This window comes from Acidovorax sp. NCPPB 3576, assembly GCF_028473605.1.
In the GTDB taxonomy this organism is placed as follows: Bacteria; Pseudomonadota; Gammaproteobacteria; order Burkholderiales; family Burkholderiaceae_C; genus Paracidovorax.
Genome location: NZ_CP097267.1, coordinates 998,688 through 1,019,110, shown reverse-complemented (window position 1 = coordinate 1,019,110; position 20,423 = coordinate 998,688). Strand labels below are relative to the sequence as shown.

General features: G+C 65.0%; 19 protein-coding genes. 6 read left to right on the top strand and 13 right to left on the bottom strand.

The annotated features are described in order from the left end of the window. Window position 1: 1 nt before the first annotated feature. From pilQ to M5C98_RS04765, 5 genes are read right to left on the bottom strand one after another with little or no spacing between them, the layout of a single operon-like run. Window positions 2–2,143: a type IV pilus secretin PilQ gene (gene pilQ, locus M5C98_RS04785; protein ID WP_272551303.1), complete on the bottom strand. Its 2,142-nt coding sequence runs from the start codon at window positions 2,141–2,143 to the stop codon at window positions 2–4. Continuing rightward, entirely contained in the window at window positions 2,140–2,679 is a 540-nt protein-coding gene (locus tag M5C98_RS04780; protein WP_272551301.1) for a pilus assembly protein PilP, read from the bottom strand. Before M5C98_RS04780 ends, pilQ begins: the two co-directional genes overlap by 4 nt. Then, window positions 2,676–3,350, bottom strand: a complete 675-nt coding sequence (locus tag M5C98_RS04775; protein ID WP_272551300.1) for a type 4a pilus biogenesis protein PilO — start codon at window positions 3,348–3,350, stop codon at window positions 2,676–2,678. Before M5C98_RS04775 ends, M5C98_RS04780 begins: the two co-directional genes overlap by 4 nt. Before the next feature lie 2 nt (window positions 3,351–3,352). Then, window positions 3,353–3,979 carry a PilN domain-containing protein gene (locus M5C98_RS04770; protein WP_272551299.1) on the bottom strand — a complete coding sequence of 209 codons (627 nt, stop codon included), beginning with the start codon at window positions 3,977–3,979 and terminating at the stop codon, window positions 3,353–3,355. Next, window positions 3,976–5,055 (bottom strand): pilus assembly protein PilM, encoded by a 1,080-nt coding sequence (locus M5C98_RS04765; protein WP_272551297.1) that lies wholly within the window; start codon window positions 5,053–5,055, stop codon window positions 3,976–3,978. Before M5C98_RS04765 ends, M5C98_RS04770 begins: the two co-directional genes overlap by 4 nt. A gap of 261 nt (window positions 5,056–5,316) precedes the next feature. On the opposite strand from M5C98_RS04765, the gene M5C98_RS04760 reads away from it, so the two are divergent. Then, complete coding sequence (locus tag M5C98_RS04760) at window positions 5,317–7,704, top strand: penicillin-binding protein 1A (RefSeq protein WP_272551295.1); 2,388 nt, start codon at window positions 5,317–5,319, stop codon at window positions 7,702–7,704. 167 nt (window positions 7,705–7,871) lie between these two features. On the opposite strand, the gene cyaY is transcribed toward M5C98_RS04760, so the two are convergent. Beyond that, window positions 7,872–8,201, bottom strand: coding sequence for an iron donor protein CyaY (gene cyaY, locus M5C98_RS04755; RefSeq protein ID WP_272551294.1), 330 nt, complete (start codon window positions 8,199–8,201; stop codon window positions 7,872–7,874). Window positions 8,202–8,213: 12 nt separating this feature from the next. Between cyaY and lptM the strand changes: the two genes are divergently transcribed. The 3 genes from lptM (at window position 8,214) to M5C98_RS04745 (ending at window position 10,641) form a co-directional block, all read left to right on the top strand. Continuing rightward, on the top strand, window positions 8,214–8,438 hold the full coding sequence (gene lptM / locus M5C98_RS24755) for an LPS translocon maturation chaperone LptM (RefSeq protein ID WP_442867232.1): 225 nt from the start codon (window positions 8,214–8,216) through the stop codon (window positions 8,436–8,438). Then, the gene (gene lysA / locus M5C98_RS04750; protein WP_442867231.1) at window positions 8,435–9,718 is read left to right on the top strand and encodes a diaminopimelate decarboxylase; all 1,284 of its coding nucleotides are present in this window, start codon (window positions 8,435–8,437) and stop codon (window positions 9,716–9,718) included. The genes lptM and lysA overlap by 4 nt, the downstream gene beginning before the upstream one ends. Before the next feature lie 80 nt (window positions 9,719–9,798). Then, window positions 9,799–10,641, top strand: a complete 843-nt coding sequence (locus M5C98_RS04745; RefSeq protein ID WP_272551293.1) for an MBL fold metallo-hydrolase — start codon at window positions 9,799–9,801, stop codon at window positions 10,639–10,641. A 57-nt stretch (window positions 10,642–10,698) separates the two neighbouring features. Here M5C98_RS04745 and M5C98_RS04740 read toward each other — a convergent pair whose 3' ends face one another. The 5 genes from M5C98_RS04740 to M5C98_RS04720 form a co-directional block, all read right to left on the bottom strand. Then, entirely contained in the window at window positions 10,699–11,319 is a 621-nt protein-coding gene (locus M5C98_RS04740; protein ID WP_272551292.1) for a sulfite oxidase heme-binding subunit YedZ, read from the bottom strand. A 50-nt stretch (window positions 11,320–11,369) separates the two neighbouring features. After that, window positions 11,370–12,365: a protein-methionine-sulfoxide reductase catalytic subunit MsrP gene (msrP, locus tag M5C98_RS04735; protein WP_272551291.1), complete on the bottom strand. Its 996-nt coding sequence runs from the start codon at window positions 12,363–12,365 to the stop codon at window positions 11,370–11,372. 71 nt (window positions 12,366–12,436) lie between these two features. Next, window positions 12,437–13,807, bottom strand: a complete 1,371-nt coding sequence (gene ccsB / locus M5C98_RS04730) for a c-type cytochrome biogenesis protein CcsB (protein WP_272551290.1) — start codon at window positions 13,805–13,807, stop codon at window positions 12,437–12,439. Beyond that, on the bottom strand, window positions 13,804–15,960 hold the full coding sequence (locus M5C98_RS04725; protein ID WP_272551289.1) for a cytochrome c biogenesis protein ResB: 2,157 nt from the start codon (window positions 15,958–15,960) through the stop codon (window positions 13,804–13,806). Before M5C98_RS04725 ends, ccsB begins: the two co-directional genes overlap by 4 nt. Before the next feature lie 117 nt (window positions 15,961–16,077). Then, window positions 16,078–16,725: a c-type cytochrome gene (locus M5C98_RS04720; RefSeq protein WP_272551288.1), complete on the bottom strand. Its 648-nt coding sequence runs from the start codon at window positions 16,723–16,725 to the stop codon at window positions 16,078–16,080. Window positions 16,726–16,809: 84 nt separating this feature from the next. Between M5C98_RS04720 and yihA the strand changes: the two genes are divergently transcribed. Then, a complete protein-coding gene (gene yihA, locus M5C98_RS04715; RefSeq protein WP_272551287.1) occupies window positions 16,810–17,550 on the top strand; it encodes a ribosome biogenesis GTP-binding protein YihA/YsxC in 741 nt (246 codons plus the stop codon). A gap of 50 nt (window positions 17,551–17,600) precedes the next feature. Then, the gene (locus M5C98_RS04710; protein WP_272551286.1) at window positions 17,601–18,521 is read left to right on the top strand and encodes an alpha/beta fold hydrolase; all 921 of its coding nucleotides are present in this window, start codon (window positions 17,601–17,603) and stop codon (window positions 18,519–18,521) included. 56 nt (window positions 18,522–18,577) lie between these two features. On the opposite strand, the gene M5C98_RS04705 is transcribed toward M5C98_RS04710, so the two are convergent. After that, window positions 18,578–19,450 carry a lysophospholipid acyltransferase family protein gene (locus M5C98_RS04705; RefSeq protein WP_272551285.1) on the bottom strand — a complete coding sequence of 291 codons (873 nt, stop codon included), beginning with the start codon at window positions 19,448–19,450 and terminating at the stop codon, window positions 18,578–18,580. Continuing rightward, a complete protein-coding gene (locus tag M5C98_RS04700; protein ID WP_272551284.1) occupies window positions 19,447–20,298 on the bottom strand; it encodes a lysophospholipid acyltransferase family protein in 852 nt (283 codons plus the stop codon). Before M5C98_RS04700 ends, M5C98_RS04705 begins: the two co-directional genes overlap by 4 nt. Window positions 20,299–20,423: the final 125 nt, after the last annotated feature.

Sequence of the window (20,423 nt, the reverse complement as noted above, 5' to 3'; positions counted from 1 at the left end):
GTTAACGAACTGGTCCGCGATCGGAAATGACCTTGGGTGTGATGAATACCAGCATTTCACGCTTCGTGGATTCTTTGGTCCGGCTCTTGAAGAGGTTGCCCACCACCGGCACATCACCCAGCACGGGGATTTTATTTTCCTGGTTGGTTTCTTCCATCTCGAAGATACCCCCGATCACCACAGTCCCGCCATTTTCGATCAACACCTGGGTCTTGATGTGCTTGGTGTCGATGGCCACGCCCTGGGTCGTGCTCTCGCCACGGCTGTCCTTGTTCACATCCAGGTCCAGAATGATGTTGCCTTCCGGGGTGATCTGCGGCGTCACCTCCAGCTTCAGCACCGCCTTCTTGAAGGCAATGGTGGTGGCGCCGTTGGGGGCCGTGACGGAGTAAGGGTACTCCGTGCCCTGCTCGATCAAGGCCTTCGTCTGGTCCGCCGTGATCAAACGCGGGCTGGACACGATCTTGCCTTGGCCGTCTGCCTCCATCGCCGAAAGCTCGAGCGTCAGGAAACGGTTGGCCGCCGAATTGAAGATGGACAAGGCAAACGAGCCCACCGCACTCGTCGTGGACAACTGCGCTGGCAGATTGACGAACGTGCCCCCAGGATCGGTGGCGGTGGAACTGGCGCCGCTGGTCGACACGGCATTGCTATAGCTCGTGCCGAAGGCGACACGGTTGTTGCCACCGATGCCGTAGCCGCCGTCGCCGCCGCGGCTGGCCCTCAGGTCAGACGCACCGAGCTTGACGCCGAGTGACCGGCCGAAGGTGTCGCGTGCTTCGACAATCCGCGCTTCGATCATGACCTGGCGCACCGCCACATCCAGCGTCGACAGCAGTTGCCGCACTTCTTCCAACTTGCTCGGCGTGTCCGTCACGAACAGCTGGTTGGTTCGAGGCTCGGAGATCGCACTGCCCCGCTCGGACAGAAAGCGCGTGGATGTGCCACTCGTACCGCCGCTGCTCGTGCTGGTCGCCAGTTGGGTCACCATGTCGGCCGCTTTGGCGTAGTTCAATTGGAAGGCTTGCGTGCGCAGCGGCTCGAGTTTCTGAATCGCAAGCGCGGCCTCGTAATCCTTCTTGGTGCGAGCGTCGATTTCGTCCTTGGGCGCGATCCAGAGGACCGTGCCCGACTTGCGCATGCCAAGGCCCTTGGCATCCATGATGATTTGCAAGGCCTGATCCCAGGGCACGTCCTTCAATCGCAGGGTCAGTGCACCCGTGACGGTATCGGAAGTCACGATGTTGAAGTTCGTGAAGTCCGCAATCACTTGCAGCAGCGAACGCACTTCGATGTTCTGGAAGTTGAGCGAGAGTTTTTCTCCGCTGAATCCAGGACCTTGCGTCAACTTGCTCAGGTCCACCTTTTTCTGGCGGATTTCCACCACGAACTGGTTGTCGCTTTGATAAGCACTGTGCTCCCACTCGCCGATGGGATCGATGGTCATCCGAACGCGCTCGCCCTGCTGCGATGTCGTGACGATCTGCACCGGGGTGCCGAAGTCCGTCACATCCAGACGGCGGCGCAGGCCCTCCGGCAGCGACGACTTCAGGAATTCGACCACCAGGCCCTTGCCTTGCTGGCGCAGGTCCACGCCGACTTGATTGTTGGCCAGGCCTACGATGACACGACCCGCTCCATCACTGCCGCGGCGGAAGTCGAGGTCACGCAGGGGCAGGACATCGCTGTTGCGGTCTTCCGCGAAAACGGCCACCGGGGAAGGCTGCGCAGCCGCCGTGTTGGAGACGGGCTCCAATGCCACCATCAAGGACTTGCCCTGGATTTCGGCACGATAGGACGTTGGCTGTTTGAGGTTCAGCACAACACGCGAACGGTCACCTGCCTGGACGATGTTCACTGACTTCAGGTTGCCCTGATTGACCTCCACCAAGGTCTTGCCGGTGGCATTGGTCGTCGCGGGAAAGTCCAGCGCGATTCTGGCAGGGGCCTGAATCGCAAAACCCGTCGGCAGGGCGGCAAGTGGTTGCGACAAATCGATGCGCACCAATTCGGTCCCACCCTGCATAACCCCTTGGACACCCTCGATGGCCGTCTGGGCATAAGCCCAAGTGCTGCTTAGCGATGCGACAGCAACCAACAACAACGCCCGATAGCGTGCACCAAAACTGTTTTTCTGAGTCATTTCTTCACCTCTTGGAGATCAAGCGTGGTCTGGCGCTCTATCCAGTCACCCGTTGCGTCCTGAACGATTTCCCGCAGCTGAATGGCTGTTTCAGTGATTTGGGTAATCCTTCCATAATTTTGGCCAAGATAATTACCCACCTTCACTTGGTACAACAAGTTATCCACCTTGAGCAGCGCAGTCAGAGTCCCCGTCTTGTTCAGGCTCCCGACCATGGCCATGGTGTCCAAGGGGTAGGCTTCCAAGGGCTCTTTTCGGCGAGACATCTCTGGCGCGATCAAAGTGGCATTCGCCGCCAGCTGGGTCGAGTCGCGCCGGAGAGCCTGCGTCAACTTCACGGAATTGAAGGGATCTGTCGCTCCATCCGCCTTGTAGTTTTGCGGCTGAAATTGTTTGGGCTCTGTGAGCGGGGTAATGCGCGGCTTGGTATTGGCACGCAAATCCGTCATCCATTGGCGAAGCTCCTCCTCACCCGAAGAGCCGCACCCTGCCAACACGCTGCACAGAGCCAAGAAAGCGATCTGCCAGATTCTCATTTCTTGACTCCCGCAGCCGCCTGGCGTTGCGCCTGAATTTCCTCGGGGTCGAGATAGCGGAAAGTCCGGGCAGTGGCCTCCATCGTGAGGCTGCCCGCATCCTTGCCCGCAGGAGCGATGGATAGGTTGTTGAGCGTCACGATGCGGGAAAGATTGGCAATATCGGAAGCAAACGCTCCAATATCATGGTACTTACCTGTCACCCTAATGGCGATTGGCAACTCCGCATAATAATCACGCACCACGATTTGCCCCGGCTTGAACGATTCAAACTGCAAGCTGCGCCCCAAACCGGCCTGATTGATGTCAGATAACAGGGCCGCCATTTCCGCTTTGCTTGGCAACTGTTTTTCCAACTGAATCACATATTGCTGCACCTGCTCGCGCTGCTTTTTAAGCGCCTCCAGGCTCACGGCCTTTACCAGCTTCTTTTCATAATCGGCGCGCAGAGTGAGTTCCTTGGCCCGCTCGGTTTCAAGTTCCGCTTCGTACTCATTCAGCTTGAAGAACCAAAGGAAGGTGGCAATCCCCGCTGCAATGGCGATGCAAAGCAAAGCCCTCGGCAGCGCGGGCCACAGTGAAGGATCTTTGGGATCAAGATTACGAAATTGCCGCTGCAAACCGGATTGCAGGGCCACAAAATCAATGGAGGACGCTTTTTTCGTTGCCATGTTCACTTTCCAACCGCTTTGGGTGCAGTGGCAGGGGCGCTTGCGGCGTCCATGGCTTTTTGTGCCTCGCTGGTGCGCATCAGCCGGAACCTCAGGTTGAACGACGCAACTCGGCGCTGCTCTCTCGGATTCAGCGCAATGTTGGCCGCCACGATTTCCACCAGTTCGGGCTTGGAGAACCAAGGGGTGTTATCCGCCAGGTTTCGCAGCATTTCCGACACGCGCTCATTCGATTGCGCCATCCCCTGCATCGTGATCACCTGATCGACTTGCTTGAGATTGGTAACGTACACCCCATCTGGCAACTGCTGAACCAGTTCATTGAGCAAGTGCACCGGCAGATTGCGATCCGACTGCAGGTCTTCCACCGCTTTTTGGCGGGCACGAAGGGCCGTGATTTCTTCTTCGATGGTCGCGATTTCCTTGATCTGGCCTTCCAGAACCTTGATTTCGTTCTGCAGGAACGTGTTCTTGTCCTGCTGGCCGGTGATCACCATCTGATACCACCAATAGATGCCGCCAGCGATGGCGAGACCCACCAGAAAAGACGCGAACATCGTTGCCTGGAACGATTCCTTGCGGCGTTTTCGGGCCGCCTCGCGGTGGGGAAGCAGGTTGATGAGAATCACTGCAGGAACCTCCGCATGGCCAGGCCACAGGACGTGAGGTAGGAAGGCGCCTCGCGGACCATCTTCTTCAATCGCACGGCGCTTCCGATTTCCATGCCATCGAACGGATTGATGGCGGTGCAGGCACAGCCTGAATGCTGGGTCACGGCTTCGGTCAAGCCGGGCAGCGGCGCAGAGCCACCCGCCAGCATGATGTGATCGACCCGGTTGTGGGGCGTGCTGGTAAAGAAGAACTGCAGTGCACGGCCGATCTCCTGCGCCATGCTTTCCACGAAAGGACGCAGCACGGCAGACTGATAGTCTTCCGGCAAATCCCCGCTGCGTTTCTTGCCTTCGGCTTCTTCCAGCGAAAAACCGTATTGCCGCACGATCAGCTGCGTCAATTGCGCGCCGCCAAACGCCTGGTCGCGGTCGTACAGCACTTCGTCATTGCGAAGCACCTGCATGCTGGTGGTCAAGGCGCCAACCTCGAAGAGCGCGACCAAGGCATCGTTGCCATGGTTGGGCAACGCCTCGATCAGGCGGCCCGCAGCCATGCGGGAGGCATGCGATTCGATGTCGACGATCACGGGCTTGAGACCCGCCGCCTCGGCCAGGCCCTGGCGGTCCTGAACCTTCTCGCGGCGCGAAGCAGCGATCAACACATCGACGTCGCCCGGCGAGTTCTTGCTTGGGCCGACCACGCAGAAATCCAGGCTCACTTCATCGAGCGAGAACGGGATGTACTGGTTGGCTTCGGACTCCACCTGCACTTCCAACTCCTGCTCGGACATGCCGCCGGGCAAGGTGATGCGTTTGGTGATGACGGCCGATGGCGGCAGCGCCAAAGCCACGTTTTTAGTGCGGGTGCCGCTCTTTTTGACCAGCCGGCGCAGGGCCTCCGCGACTTCATCGAATTTCTCGATATTGCCGTCGGTGATCCAACCGCGCTCCAACTGCTCGATCGCACATCGCTCCAGTACCAGCCCTCCCGCCTTGTCGCGCCCCAACTCCACCAGCTTGACGCTTGAGGAACTGATGTCGATACCCAGCAGTGGCGCGGACTGGCGACTGAAAAAAGACCCCAAAGAGATCAAGATTAGCCCCCGTAACTTGCCAATTTGACGCAACAAAACTTAACACTTCACATGAATGCTATCAGTAAGGTTGCAGCCCAGCCAAGAGTTTTACGGCGCTGTTACGGAACTGGCGTTGTCAAAAGCAGACGTTCATTTGACGTCCCTTCCGATACCGATTTTCATGTGCCTGTGGTATAGGCACGCCACCCTGGCGAACGATTTGGCAGACGGACCAAGCCCATATTTTTATAATGGCCGGTTGCTCTCTTCTGGAACGCTATGCCGTCATCACCTCCCGACAAGAACCCTGGCCAGAACACGCCGAAACGGCCGGCCTGGTGGCGCTGGATCGTCCGCAGCGCGGCCTGGTTGCTGGGCCTGGCGGCGGCCGGGGCCGTGGGCGTGGCGCTCACCATCGCCGTCGCGCTGGCGGTGGCCTACCCCAACCTGCCCGACATTTCAGACTTGGCGGACTACCGCCCCAAGTTGCCCATGCGGGTGTATTCCGTCGAAGGCGCACTGCTGGGCGAATTCGGCGAAGAGCGGCGCAACCTGACGCCCATCCAGGACATTCCCAAAGTGATGACCAATGCGGTGCTGGCCATCGAGGATGCACGGTTCTTCCAGCACGGGGGCGTGGACTACAAGGGCGTCGTTCGGGCCGCGCTTGCCAACATGGGCCGGGTGAAGAGCCAGGGGGCCTCGACCATCACGATGCAGGTGGCCCGGAATGTTTATTTGTCGTCCGAAAAAACATTTACCCGGAAAATTTACGAAATATTACTAACCTTCAAATTGGAGCACTTGCTGACCAAAAACCAGATTCTCGAGATCTACATGAATCAGATTTATCTCGGAAACCGGGCCTATGGTTTTGCAGCAGCGTCCGAGGCTTATTTCGGCAAGCCCCTTCAAAGCATTTCGATCGCCGAGGCGGCCATGCTCGCCGGGCTGCCCAAGGCCCCTTCGGCCTACAACCCGATCAGCAATCCCAAGCGCGCCCGCATTCGCCAGCTGTACATCATCGACCGCATGCAGGAGAACGGCTTCATCACGGCGCAGGATGCCGCCGCTGCCAAGCAGGAAGACCTGAAGATCCGCTCCGGCCCCGACACCACGCGCATCCACGCCGAGTACGTGGCCGAAATGGCCCGCCAGCTCATCTTCGCCCAGTACGGCAACGAGGCCTACACCCGGGGCCTCAATGTCTACACGACCCTCAATGCCGGCGACCAGGAAGCCGCCTATATCGCCCTGCGCAAGGGCATCATGGATTACGAGCGCCGCCAGCACTATCGCGGGCCCGAGAAGTTCGTGGCCCTGCCCACCAATGCCCAGGAGGCCGAGGACGTGATCGACGACACCCTCGCTCTCCACCCCGACAACGGCGACGTGATGTCGGCGGTGGTGCTGGAGGTCACGCCCAAGAAGATCGTGGCGGCGCGTGCCAGCGGGGAGCCGATCGAGATCACCGGCGATGGCCTCAAGCCCGTCCAGTCGGGCCTGAGCGACAAAGCACCGCCTAACGTGAAGATTCGCCGTGGCGCGGTGATCCGTGTGATCCAGACGCCCAAGAAGACCTGGGACATCACCCAGTTGCCGGAAGTCGAAGGCGCCCTGGTGGCGGTCGATCCGCGCACCGGCGGAATCAAGGCCCTGGTGGGGGGCTTCGACTTCGACAAGAACAAGTTCAACCATGTGACGCAGGCCTGGCGCCAGCCGGGTTCGAGCTTCAAGCCGTTCATCTACTCGGCAGCCCTCGAAAAGGGCTTCACTCCGGCAACCGTGGTGAACGACGCCCCGCTCTTCTTCAGCGCGGGCGTGACGGGCGGCCAGCCGTGGGAGCCCAAGAACTACGACGGCAAGTACGACGGCCCGATGACGCTGCGCACCGCGCTGGCCCGCTCCAAGAACGTGGTGTCCATCCGCATCCTGCAGGCCGTCGGCCCGAAGAACGGCCAGGAGTGGGTATCCAAGTTCGGCTTCGACGCCGAAAAGCACCCGCCCTACCTGACGATGGCATTGGGTGCCGGCTCGGTCACGCCCATGCAGATGGTGTCAGCGTATTCGGTGTTCGCCAACGGCGGCTACCGCGTGAACCCCTATCTGATCAGCCGTGTCACCGACCACAAGGGGCGCATCCTGTCGGACTTCCAGCCGCCGGCCACGTCCGACAACCCCCGTGCGATCGATGCGCGCAATGCCTTCGTGATGGACAGCCTGCTGCAGGAAGTCACCCGCTCCGGCACGGCGGCGCGCGCGCAGGCCACGCTCAAGCGCCCCGACCTGTACGGCAAGACCGGCACCACCAACGATGCGGTCGACGCCTGGTTCGCCGGCTTTCAGCCCACGGTGGCCGCGGTGACTTGGATCGGCTACGACACGCCCCGCAACCTGGGCAGCCGTGAAACCGGCGGCGGCTTGAGCCTGCCGATCTGGATCAGCTTCATGGAGCGTGCACTCAAGGGCGTTCCCGTGGCCGAGCCGACCGTGCCGCCCGGCGTGGTGAACGTGGGTGGCGAATGGTTCTATGAAGAATTCGCCCGCAACGCCGGGGTCGCCAGCGTGGGCATGGAAGACGCCTCCGCCGCCGTGCCGGGATCGCCGCCGCAGGCGCCCCCACCGGCAGAGGAGCGCAACCGGATTCTGGATCTGTTCCGCAATTGACCTGAAACGGATCGACCGGCCGGCCGTTCAACGCGGCCATCTTGAAAAAAGCCCTTGCGCAGCAATCGCGCAAGGGCTTTTTTGTTACGGGGGTGTTCGAGCGGCAAGAACCCGTGAGCGGTCAGGCCGTGCAAGGACGTGAAGGAAGGTGCGCCCACCCCCACCGCTCAGGAAGCAAAAGACAACGCCAAGCCCGACTGCTCGCTGGCGGCGCGGGTCAGGGCGTCGAAGAACTCACCCGCCCCCTTGGTGTCCATCCAGCGCTGGCCGTCGAAGCGGTAGTGGTAGCCGCCGGACTGCGCCGCCAGCCAGATTTCGTGCAGCGGCCTTTGCAGGTTGATGACGACCTGGCTGCCGTTCTGGAACGCGATGGTCACCATGCCTCCGGAGCGTTGCGCGTCCAGGTCGGCGTCCGAGGTGTCGTTGATGCGATCGCAGCCTTGCTCGACGGCGAGCAGGAGCTTTTCCGCATGGTCCAGGAATTCGAGGTCAGTCATTAGAATCGGCGGATGTTGAGAGCATCGCAAATTCTAGTCAGGACGCTTGCCCTTGCGGCGAGTGCGGCGGCCCTGTGGGGCTGCGGCCAGCGTGGCCCCCTGTACCTGCCCGCCGACCCCGCTGCCAGCCAGCGGGCCACCCTGCCGCAAACGCTGGACCCGATGCGCGACGCGCCCGTGCCGTCGCCGATCGTCCCGTCCGCCCCTTCCCGTTCCGCTTCTTCCCCGACTCCATGACCTTGCCTGCCCTGCCCGGCCACCCCCACATCGCCTACCGCGCCGACGCGCTTTTCATCGAACAACTTCCCGTGGCCGATCTGGCGCGGCAGCATGGCACGCCGCTGTACGTCTATTCCCAGGCGTCCATGCTGGATGCGCTGGCGGCCTACCAGCGTGGCTTTGCCGGCCGCAACGTGCAGATCTGCTACGCCATGAAGGCGAACTCTTCGCTGGCCGTGCTGCAGCTGTTCGCGCGCCAGGGGTGCGGTTTCGACATCGTGTCGGGTGGCGAGCTGGAGCGCGTGCTGGCCGTGGGCGGCGATCCGCGCAAGATCATCTTCTCGGGCGTCGGCAAGACACGGGCCGAGATGCGCCAGGCCCTGCAGATCGGCATCGGCTGCTTCAACGTCGAGAGCGAGTCCGAGCTGGACGTGCTGAGCGAGGTGGCCGTCGCCTGCGGCACGAAGGCGCCCATCAGCATCCGCGTCAACCCGAACGTGGACCCCAAGACGCACCCCTACATTTCCACCGGGCTCAAGGGCAACAAGTTCGGCGTGGCGCACGAGCGCATCGTCGCGGCCTACCAGCACGCCGCGTCGCTGCCGGGCCTGCAGGTGGAGGGCATCGACTTCCACATCGGCTCGCAGATCACCGACGAGACGCCCTACCTCGATGCGACCGACCGCCTGATCGACCTGATCGAAGAGATCGAGGCCGCTGGCATCCCGATCCGCCACATCGATTTCGGTGGTGGCCTGGGCATCGACTACAACGGCGACACGCCGCCCGCCGCCGATGCGCTGTGGGCCAAGCTGCTGGCCAAGCTGGATGCGCGCGGCTTCGGCGACCGCCATTTCATGATCGAGCCCGGCCGCTCGCTGGTGGGCAACGCCGGCGTGTGCGTGACCGAGGTGCTCTACGTGAAGCCCGGCGAGCAGAAGAACTTCTGCATCGTCGATGCGGCCATGAACGATCTGCCGCGCCCCGCGATGTACCAGGCGTTCCACGCCATCGTGCCGGTGCAGGCCGCGGCCGCAAGCACTGCCAGCGAGGTGTACGACGTGGTGGGCCCGGTCTGCGAGAGCGGCGACTGGATCGGCCGCGACCGCACGCTGGCGGTGCAGCCGGGCGACCACCTGGCCGTGCTGTCGGCCGGCGCGTACTGCAGCTCCATGGGCAGCAACTACAACACGCGCGCCCGCCCGGCCGAGGTGCTGGTGGATGGCACGCAGGTCCACCTGATCCGCGCGCGCGAATCGCTGGCCGACACCTTCCGCCACGAAAAACTGGTGGGCTGACTGGCCCACGCTTGATTCGCATCAAGCCCTGAGCGCCAGGGGCGGCCTACATTTGCATTTTTCAAGAATGCTGCAATGCCATGGCCCTGGAACCGCTGGAACTGTACCGAGACAAGCACCACGCCTGCCTGATGTTCTCCGACCTCATCGAGGAGGACGGGCAGGCCGTTCAGGCCAATCAATTCCTGATCGTGGACGGCGACACGGGCGCCATCATCGACCCGGGCGGCAACCTCGCCTTCAACGAGCTGTTCATGGGGATGTCCAAGCATTTCCCGCCGCACAAGCTGTCGTACCTGATCGCCTCGCATGCCGATCCGGACATCATCGCCTCGCTCGACCGCTGGATGACCAGCACCAAGGCCACGCTGGTGATCTCGCGCGTGTGGGAGCGCTTCGCGCCCCATTTCACCAAGGTCGGCAAGACGGAGAACCGGGTGATCGGCGTGCCGGACGGCGGCGGCCACCTGCCGCTGGGGCGGCATGAGTTGGTGCTGCTGCCGGCGCATTTCATGCACTCCGAGGGCAACTTCCATTTCTACGACCCGGTCAGCCGCATCCTCTTCACGGGGGACCTGGGCGTGTCGATGACCTCGGGCGCCGAGGCGCGCGAGCCCGTGACCGATCTGGGGCCGCACATTCCGCGCATGGAAGGCTTTCACCGCCGCTACATGGTGTCCAACAAGATCCTGCGGCTGTGGGTGCGCATGGTGCGGCAGATGGACATCGCCATGCTGGTGCCGCAGCACGGCGCGCCGATCATGGGCCCGAAGGCCATCGGCGATTTCTTCGACTGGATCGAGAACCTGATGTGCGGCATCGACCTGTTCGACGACCGGGCCTATCAGTTCCCCACGGCGTTCATCGACCCCGCCACCCGGCAGGTGCGTCCAGCGCTGCACGCCGTGCAAGGGCGATCCTAGCCAAAAAGGCCTCCAGCGCAATCGATACTATGGCGTATAGCTATTAATTTAATAGCATCATGCCGTGCGGGCGGCCACCGGGCGCCGGGCGTAGCGCTTCCACACGCGCCAGCCCAGCAGCGCGCCGAGGATGGCCGCGTACACCGCCACCTCGGCGAAGTTGTTCTTGCCCGCGCGCATCCAGAAAAAATGCAGCAGCGCCAGCCCCGCGACCGCATAGACGATCCGGTGCAGCGCCTGCCAGCGCTTGGCGCCCAGCCAGCGGATGGCGCGGTTGAACGACGTGGCCGCCAGCAGCGTGAGCAGCACGATGGCCAACGTGCCCACCAGGATGAAGGGCCGCTTGCCGATGTCATACACGATCTCGGGCCAGTCGAAGCCCATGTCCAGCCACGCGTAGGCCATGAGGTGCAGCACCGCATAGAAGTACACGAACAGCCCCAGCATGCGCCGAAAGCGCGCCAGGGCCGGCGTGCCCGTGATGACGCGCAGCGGCGTCACCGCCAGCGCCAGGCACAGGGCCCGCAGCGCCCAGTCGCCACTGGATCGGATCAGCGCCTCGGCCGGGTTGGGGCCGAGCCGGTCGGTGGCGGCGCCGAACACCAGCCACGCCAGCGGCAGCAGGCACAGGGCGAACACCACCGGCTTGGCGGCAGGATGCATCAGCAGTTTTTTCATGACGGCGGCCCTCGAAGGCGCTGGCGGCGGGATGTCGGACGCAGGGCGGGTCAGTAGAACTTCTTCAGGTCCATGCCGGCGTACAGCGAGGCCACCTGGGCCTCGTAGCCGTTGAACATCAGCGTCTTGCGCTTCTTGGCGAACAGGCCGTCCTCGCCGATGCGCCGCTCGCTGGCCTGGCTCCAGCGCGGGTGGTCCACGTTGGGGTTCACGTTGGAATAAAAGCCGTATTCCTGCTTGGCGGCCTTGTTCCAGGCCGTGCCGGGCTCCTTGTCGGTCAGGCGGATCTTGACGATGCTCTTGGCGCTCTTGAAGCCGTACTTCCAGGGCACCACCAGCCGCACCGGCGCGCCGTTCTGGTTCGGCAGCACCTCGCCGTACATGCCGAAGGTGAGCAGCGTGAGCGGGTGCATGGCTTCGTCCATGCGCAGCCCCTCGGTGTAGGGCCAGTCGAGCACGGCGGAGCCGACGAAGGGCATGGTCTTCTTGTCGGCCAGCGTGACGAACTCCACGTACTTGGCGCTGCCCTGCGGCTCCACGCGCTTGAGCAGCTCGGCCAGCGAGTAGCCCACCCACGGAATCACCATGGACCAGCCCTCGACGCAGCGCAGGCGGTAGATGCGCTCTTCCTGGGCGCTGAGCTTGATGAGGTCTTCGATGCCGAACTTGCCCGGCTTGTTGACCAGGCCCTCCACCTCGACCGTCCAGGGCGTGGTCTTCAGGGTGTGGGCGTTGCGGGCCGGGTCGGCCTTGTCCACGCCGAACTCGTAGTAGTTGTTGTAGGTGCTGGCGTCCTTGTAGTCGGTCACCTTTTCCATGGTGTTGGCGCCCGCCACCGCCGATTTGCCGCCCGGCAGCGCCGCCAGCTTGCCCGGGCGCGCGGCCTGGGCGCCGGCATCACGCGCGGCCCAGGTGGCCAGGGCCGCCCCGGCAGCGCCGCCGGCCATGAGCTTGATGAGGTCGCGCCGGCCTTCGTAGACGGCGCGGGGGGTGATTTCGCTGCTGGCGGCGTGGATGAAGCCGTTGTCTCTGCGGGGAATCGGCATGGGGAATCCTTGTGGTTCGGGGGGACGATGCCGGTTATACGCGCACCGGCCCCCAAAGGATTCATTGTGGGCTACAACGTTCCGTAGCTGTGCAGCCCCGACAGCCACATGTTCACGCCCAGGAAGGCGAACGTGGTCACGCCCAGCCCCACCAGCGCCCACCAGGCCGACACGGTGCCGCGCAGGCCCTTCATCAGGCGCATGTGCAGCCAGGCCGCGTAGTTGAGCCACACGATCAGCGCCCAGGTCTCCTTGGGGTCCCAGCTCCAGTAGCCGCCCCAGGCCTCGGCCGCCCAGAGCGCGCCCAGCACCGTGGCGATGGTGAAGAAGGCGAAGCCCACGGCGATGGCCTTGTACATGACGTCGTCCAGCACCTCGAACGACGGCAGCCGGGCGGCGATGCGCCGGCGCCCGAGCAAGATGCCCGCCACGATGAACGCCGACACGCCGAAATACACCATCCAGTAGCTGCCGCCATTCTCGGTGGCGCCCTGGCGGAACACGATGGGCTCGAAGCACAGCACCACGCCCAGCAGCCACAGGGGCGCGAGCTTGTACCAGCGCGTCTCGCCGGCCTGCTGCTTGATGAGGTAGGCGAACGCCACCATGGCCGACAGCGCGAAGGTGCCGTAGCCGATGAAGTTGGCGGGCACGTGCAGCTTCATCCACCAGCTCTTCAGGGCGGGCACCAGGGGCTGGATCTCGTGCGCCTCGCGCACCACGGTGTACCAGAGCAGAAAGCCCACGGCGGCGCTGACCACCAGCATGACGAAGCCGCCCAGCGCGCGGGTCTCGTACTGCGCCTCGTAGTAAAGGTAGAAGGCGGCCGTCATCCAGCAAAACAGCACGAACACCTCGTACAGGTTGCTGACCGGGATGTGGCCCACGTCGGCGCCGATGAGGTAGCTCTCGTACCAGCGCACCAGCGTGCCGATGAGCGCCATGCCGATGCCCACCCACGCCAGGCGCGAGCCCAGCAGCGACAGGGTGCGGCCCTCGCCGCGGGAGAACATGCCGATCCAGTAGAACGCCGTGCTCATGAAGAACAGCATGCTCATCCACAGGATGGCCGACTGGCTGGACAGGAAATACTTGAGGCCGAACACGGTGTCGGCGCGCGCCAGGCTGCCGGCGCCGTCCTGCTGGTACAGGCCGATGGCGGCCAGGGCGAAGGCCGCCACCACCACCATCAGCACCCGCAGCGGCCGCCAGAACCAGCCCAGCCACACGGTGCAGGGAATGGCGCCGAGCAGGATGCCTTTTTCGTAAACATCCATGAACGCGCCGTAGCGCTGCAGCGCGAACAGCCCGCCCGCCGCGACCAGCGCCGCGAAGACCCAGTCCAAGGCATTGCGCCGGGCCAGGAACCCCTCGTTCAGGGTGATGGTGCGGTCGGCGCGATTCGTGCGATCGCGGGCAGCTTGCGTGGCGGCGGTGTTCATGCGGTGTCTCCGTGGGGCCGCGCCCCGATGAGTTTGTCGGTGAGCCGGGCGAACTCGCGGTCGCCGTCCAGGGTCTTGCGGTTGCTCGACAGCGCCATGGTGGCCTGCGCGCCGCCCTCTTTGGGCACCAGCCACACCCACAGGCGCCGTTCGCGCACGTAGAGCATCGAAAACACGCCGATGATCAGCAGCGCGCAGCCGAGGTACACGATGTTCTTGCCCGGCGCTCGTGCCACCTGGAAGACGCTCGCCTGCACCTGGGTGAAGTCCTTCAACTCGAACGCCACGGGCACCGGGTAGGCCTGTGCATCGCTGAGCGACAGCACCGCCTGCGTCATGAACGCCTGGGTGGCATCGCTTTGCTCCAGGGGTTTGAGGCCCGCGCGCTCGCGCGTCAACTGGGCCAGCTCGAACAGCGCGCCGTTCAGGATGCGGATCAGCACCTCGCCCGCGCGCTCGCGTTCGGCCGGCGGCACGTTGGCCTCCATGAAGTCCGAGATCGCCTGCAGCCCGCCGCGGCCTTCCGCACCTGCAGCAGTGCCTGGGGCGGAGCCCGCAAAGAGCGACAGGGCGCGCACGGTCGATTGCGCCAGTTGCTCGGCCAGCTCGGGGCGCGCGGGGTCCACCGCCTTGGCCACGTAGCGGCGCACCGCCTGCTCGCGCAGCGCCGGATCGGCCAGCGCCAGGCGCATGCGCACGAAGCCCTGCATGCTGCCCTGGTCGTCCACCGGAATGCGCAGGAAGCGGAACGGCTCGGACGGCGTCTCGCGCACCCCGAGCAGGAAGACAGGCTGCCCGTCCCCCGTGTCCATCGGCAGCATGTAGTTGTGGAACTCGCGCGCCTGGCCCGCCGCGTCGCGCAGCTTGTAGCTCACGCTCGGGCCGATGTTGCGCAGTTCCTTGCGGGTCGCCGTCTTGTTGCCTGCGCCCAGGCGCGACTCGATGGCCTGGCGCAGGTCCACCTTGCGCACGTCGGCGCCGGAGGAGACGGCGCCGGTGCCGCTGAAGTTCTCGACGTTGATGGTGCGCAGTGCGGTGAATTCGAGCGTGAACGGCTGGCCCGCGGCGCTGGCCGCGAGCGGCGTGGAGCTGCCCACCACGCCCTCCACGTCGAAAGGCGCTATGCCGGGCGCGAGCGGCACCGCGCGCAGTTGCAGGCGCGAGCCGCCGTCGTCGAAGCTGGACTGGTAGATCTCGATGCCGCGGTAGTTCGCCGGGTGGTTGACCTCCACGCGCGCGGGCGTGGCCTCGCCGGTGGCCTTGTCGTGGATGACGATCTCGCTCGCGAAGAGCTTGGGCATGCCGGTGGAGTAATGCTCGACGATGAACTTCTTCAGCTCGATGGCGAACGGCAGCTCCTGCAGCAGCACGCCGTCGGACTGGCTCAGGATGGCGGTGCTCGACTGCGTGCCCTCGGCCACCAGCAGGTTGCCGCGGAAGGTGGGGTTGCGCTCGGACAGACGGTGTTCGGGCCGCACTTCGGAGATCAGGCCGCCGCCGTTGTAGGGTGTCTTGCCGCCCAGCCACATCTGCGCGCGCACGACCAGGTCGCCGTCCAGCAGGCCGCCCACGCACACCAGCACGATGGCGCTGTGCGCCGCGATGTAGCCGATCTTGTTGGCCGCGCCCGCCTTGGCCGCCACCATCCAGCCCGTGCCGGGCCCGGCCGGCGTGGTGCGCTGCTGCAGCCGCACCTTCCAGCCGCCGCCGGCCAGCATGTCGCCGATGCGGCGCGCCGCGGCTTCGGGGGTTTCGCCGGGCAGCGGTCCCTGCGCCCTCAGCCCGAAGGCCTGCAGGCTTTGCTCGCGGACGTTTTCCTTGTAGTTGCGCACGTCGGCCAGGTAGCGCGGGCCGTTGCGCGCGATGCACAGCGAGGTACTCGCCACGAGGAACGCCAGGATCAGCAGGAACCACCAGGCGCTGTACACCGCGTTGAGCTTGAGCGCCATGAACAGCTCGGCCCAGAACGGCCCGAACTGGTTCACGTAGTTGGCGGCGGGCTCGTGCTGCTTGAGCACCGTGCCGATCACCGAGGCGATGCAGATCACCGTCAGCAGCGAGATCGCGAAGCGCATGGACGACAGCAATTCCACCGCCGCGCGCATGGCCTGCGAGCGGGTGTGGATGCGGATGCCGTGGGTGGTTTCAGACATGGAAGAAAGACAAAAGGGCGGGCCATCCGTTCAGATGGACCCGCCCGTCTTGGGTGTGATTATCGGCGGTTGGTTCAGGGGCGCGGCACGGCGGCCGGCCCGGGGGATTGACCCAGGTCAACGCAGGCCAGCGATGTAGTCGGCGACGGCCTTGATTTCGCGGTCGTTGAGCTTGGCGGCGACCTGCGTCATCTGCAGGCTGTTGCTGCGCACGCCGTCGCGGAAGGCGACGAGTTGCGCGGCGGTGTAGTCGGCGTGCTGGCCCGACAGGCGGGGGTACTGCACCGGAATGCCCGCGCCATTGGGGCTGTGGCAGCCGGCGCAGGCGGCGATGTTGCGGTCGGCGATGCCGCCGCGGTAGATGCGCTCGCCCAGGGCGACGAGTTCCTTGTCCTTGGCGAAGCCCGGCTTGGCCTGCTTGGATGCCACCCACCAGGCGATGTTGCGCATGTCGTCATCGGACAGGGCCGAGGCGAAGCCCTTCATGACGGGGTTGTTGCGCTTGCCGGATTTGAACTCCTGCAGCTGCTTGACGAGGTATTCGGGATGCTGCTGGGCCAGCTTGGGGTTGATGGCGATGGTGGAGTTGCCATCGGCTGCGTGGCAGGCCACGCACACCGCGGTGAAGGTGGCTTCGCCCTTGACGAGGTCCGGCTTGGCGGGTTTTTGCGCCGCGGCAGCGGGAGCGGCCCCCTGCGAAAAAGCCGGGAAAGCAGCAACTGCCAGCACGGCAGCCATCAGCATGGGAGCAAGCAATTTCTTCATATCGAGGGTTCTTGTGTTATGGGCGCAAAACGGCGCGATTCTACAATGCGACCCCCTGGCCCTCTATCCTTGGTAACCCCCGTTATGACGACTACATCACATGCGCCAGTTGCTGGCTCCCTCCCGCCCGCACCCGACGCCAAAGTCGCCATGGGGTGGATGCACACCACGCGGTTCCTGACGACGGCGGCGCAACTGCACCACCTGCCAACCATCGACGTGCCCGAGATCGCCTTCGTGGGCCGCTCCAATGCCGGCAAGTCCACCTGCATCAACACGCTCACGCAGCAAAAGCAGCTGGCCTTCGCCTCCAAGAAGCCCGGTCGCACGCAGCACATCAATTTGTTCTCGCTGGGCAAGCAGGGCGTGACCGACGCCGTGCTGGCCGACCTCCCCGGCTACGGCTACGCCGCCGTGTCGCGCTCGGACAAGATCCGCTGGCAGCAGGTGATGCTGAGCTACCTGGTCACCCGCCAGAGCCTGACCGGCATCGTGCTGCTGTGCGACCCGCGCCTGGGCCTGACCGAGCTGGACGAAGCGCTGCTGGAGGCCGTGCGCCCGCGCGTCGAATCGGGCCTGAAATTCCTGGTGCTGCTCACCAAGGCCGACAAGCTCACCCGCGCCGAACAGGCCAAGGTGCTGTCCATCACGCGACTGCAGGCCGGCGGCGGCGAGGTCAAGATGTTCTCGGCCCTCAAGAAGCAAGGGGTGGACGAGGTGGCGCAACTGCTGTGGCAGTGGTCGCACCCCGTGGACGGCCCTTCGCCCGAGGCGGAGGGCGAAAACACCCCTCCGGACGCTGACGAGGATTCAGAGCAAGAATAGGCTCCAGCGCAGACAGGTCATGCGCTGACAGCTATCAAAAGCAGAGCATCATGATCAACACCCTTGCGCACGAGCTGCCCCACGGCACCACCCTGCACTGCCGCACCGCTGGCGAGCGCGGCCGTCCGGTGCTGCTGTTCCTGCACGGGTTTCCCGAAGGCGCCTTCATCTGGGATGCGCTGCTGGAGCACTTCGCCGACCCGGCCCATGGCGGCTACCGCTGCGTGGCGCCCTGGCTGCGCGGCTTCGCGCCATCGAGCGCCCCGCCGGAGGTGGCCGCCTACCGCGCCAAGCACCTGGTGCAGGACATCACGGCCCTGATCGCGGCGGAATGCGGCGGCTCCCAGCCCCTGGCCGCGCTGATCGCGCACGACTGGGGCGGCGCAGTGGCCTGGAACCTGGCCAACCAGCGGCCCGAACTGATGCAGCGGCTGGTGATTGTGAATTCGCCGCACCCGGGCACGTTCCTGCGCGAGCTGCAGAGCAACCCGGCACAGCAGGCGGCCAGCCAGTACATGCACTTTCTCTGCCGGCCGGACGCCGAGGCGCTGCTCGCGGCCGACGACTTCCGGCGGCTGTTCGGCTTTTTCGACCAGGCCGACGGCACGGCACCCGCTTGGCTCACGCCCGAGGTGCGCGAGCAGTACCGCGCCACCTGGGGTGCCGGCCTGACGGGCCCGTGCAACTACTACCGCGCCAGCCCGCTGCGCCCGCCGCGCGAGGGCGATGCCGGCGCCGGCGCGCTCACCCTGCCGGATTCGATGCTCACGGTGAACGTGCCCACCCGCGTGGTCTGGGGCCTGGACGACCCGGCCTTGCTGCCGGGGCTGCTGCAGGGGCTGGAGCAGTGGGTGCCGTCGCTGGCCCGCACCGAGGTGCCGGGCGCCTCGCACTGGATCGTGCACGAGCAGCCAAAAGTGGCGATCCAGGCCATCACCGAAAGCCTGGCGACACATTTGCTACCAAATTAATAGCAACACAGGCAATCAATCCGCCGGCATGGCGGCGATTGTGCTGAAACTTTCGTTTATTTCCGGTACACCGAAGGCTCGCCGTCCGGACGCGACTTGAAGCGCTTGTGCACCCAGTAATACTGGCCCGGCATGGTGTCCACCCATTGCTGCAGTTCGCGGTTCATGCGGGCGGTGTCGGCCTCCAGGTCGTCGGTGGGAAAGTTCTCCCAGGCCGGCATCATCTCGGCGCTGTAACCCGTCGGGGTGATGCGCCCCACCAGCGGCACGACCTTGGCGCGGCCCAGGCGGGCGAAGCGCGACAGCGAAGGGATCGTCGCCGCGCGCACGCCGTAGAACGGCACGAACACCGACTCGCTCGGGCCGAAGTCCATGTCCGGCAGCAGATACAGCAGCCCGCCCTTGCGCAGCCCGCTCAGGATGGGCTTGACGCCGTCGCCCCGGTTGAGCATGCGCACGTTGCCAAAGCGCTGGCGGCCCGCGAACAGCCAGGCGTCCACGGCCGGGTCCGGGTGCGGCGTGAAGATCGAGGTGAAGGCCCGGTCGGTCTGCAGGGTGAGCGCCGTGCCCGCCGCGTCCATGCCGAGGAAATGCGGCGCGAAGATGATGGTGGGCGCGTCGCCGTCCAGCTCGTGCAGCGCGCCGTGGATGGTGAGCCGCTTTTCGACCACCGCGCGCGGCGCCATCCACAGCCAACTGCGGTCCAGCCAGGTCTGGCAAAAGCGCACGAAGGTCTCGCGGGCCCAGGCGCGCCGCTGGGCGGGGGACGCATCGGGAAAGCACAGCTCCAGATTGCGCAGCGCCACCTTGCGGCGCGGCGCGGCCAGCAGGTAGAGCACCTGGCCGATCACCCAGCCCAGGCCGCGCAGCACCGGCAGCGGCAGGCGGGCCAGCACGCCCATCAGCCACACGTTCATGCGGCCCGTCATGCCGCGGCCCCTGCGGCGTGCGCGTCGGCCCGCGGCTGCTTGTAGCGGGCGTAGCCCCACAGGTACTGGCCGGGGCTCTGGCGGATGGTGTGCTCCATCGCCTGGTTGATCTGCAGCACGGCCGCGTCAAGGTCTTCGGACAGGGGCACGGACAACTCCTCGAAATGCAAGACATAGCCGCGGCCGGCGCCCAGCCGCTCGCAGCGCGCCAGGACCACCGTGGCGCCCGTCTGCTGCGCCAGCCGCGCGGCCAGGGTCATGGTGTAGGCCTCGCGGCCGAAGAACGGCGACCACACGCCCTGGCCCTGCGGCGGCACCTGGTCGGGCAGCAGGCCCACGGCCTCGCCGCGGCGCAACGCCTTGATCATCTGGCGCACGCCTGTGAGCGCCGTGGGCACCGCGCGGATGCCGGGGCGGTTGCGCGCGGTGGCCATCACGCCGGCCAGCCAGGGCTGGCGCGCGGGGCGGTACAGGATGGTGATGGGCCCGCGCTCGGCGCTCCAGCGCTGGGCCGCGGCCTGCACCGACAGCTCGAAGCAACCCAGGTGCGGGGTGAGAAAGACGATGCCCTTGCCCGCGCCCCAGGCCCGCTCGACCGCGGCGGCGTTCTCGATGCGGCACGGCGTCTGCTCGCGCAGCCACAGGCGGGGCAGTTCGGCCGCCATGCGGCCCGCGTGGCCCACGGCCGCACGCACTTGGCAGAACGAATAGCCGGCGCGCGCCGCGTTCTCGCGAAAGCGCCGCCGGTAGGTGGGCGAGAGGCAGAAAACCAGCCAGCCCGCGGCCGCGCCAAGGGCATGGACGAGCCAGAGCGGAAGCCGGGAAAGGAAACGGAAAAGGGTTGGCATTAAAATGGCGAGGTCGCTGAGTTAAATGAGCAACTTGCAGGGCGACGTAAAACAAATCTGCTAAAGCGTTCGCCAAAGCTCCCAAGGCTGAGGGCAACGCCCAAAATGCCGGAACACAGGAGTTT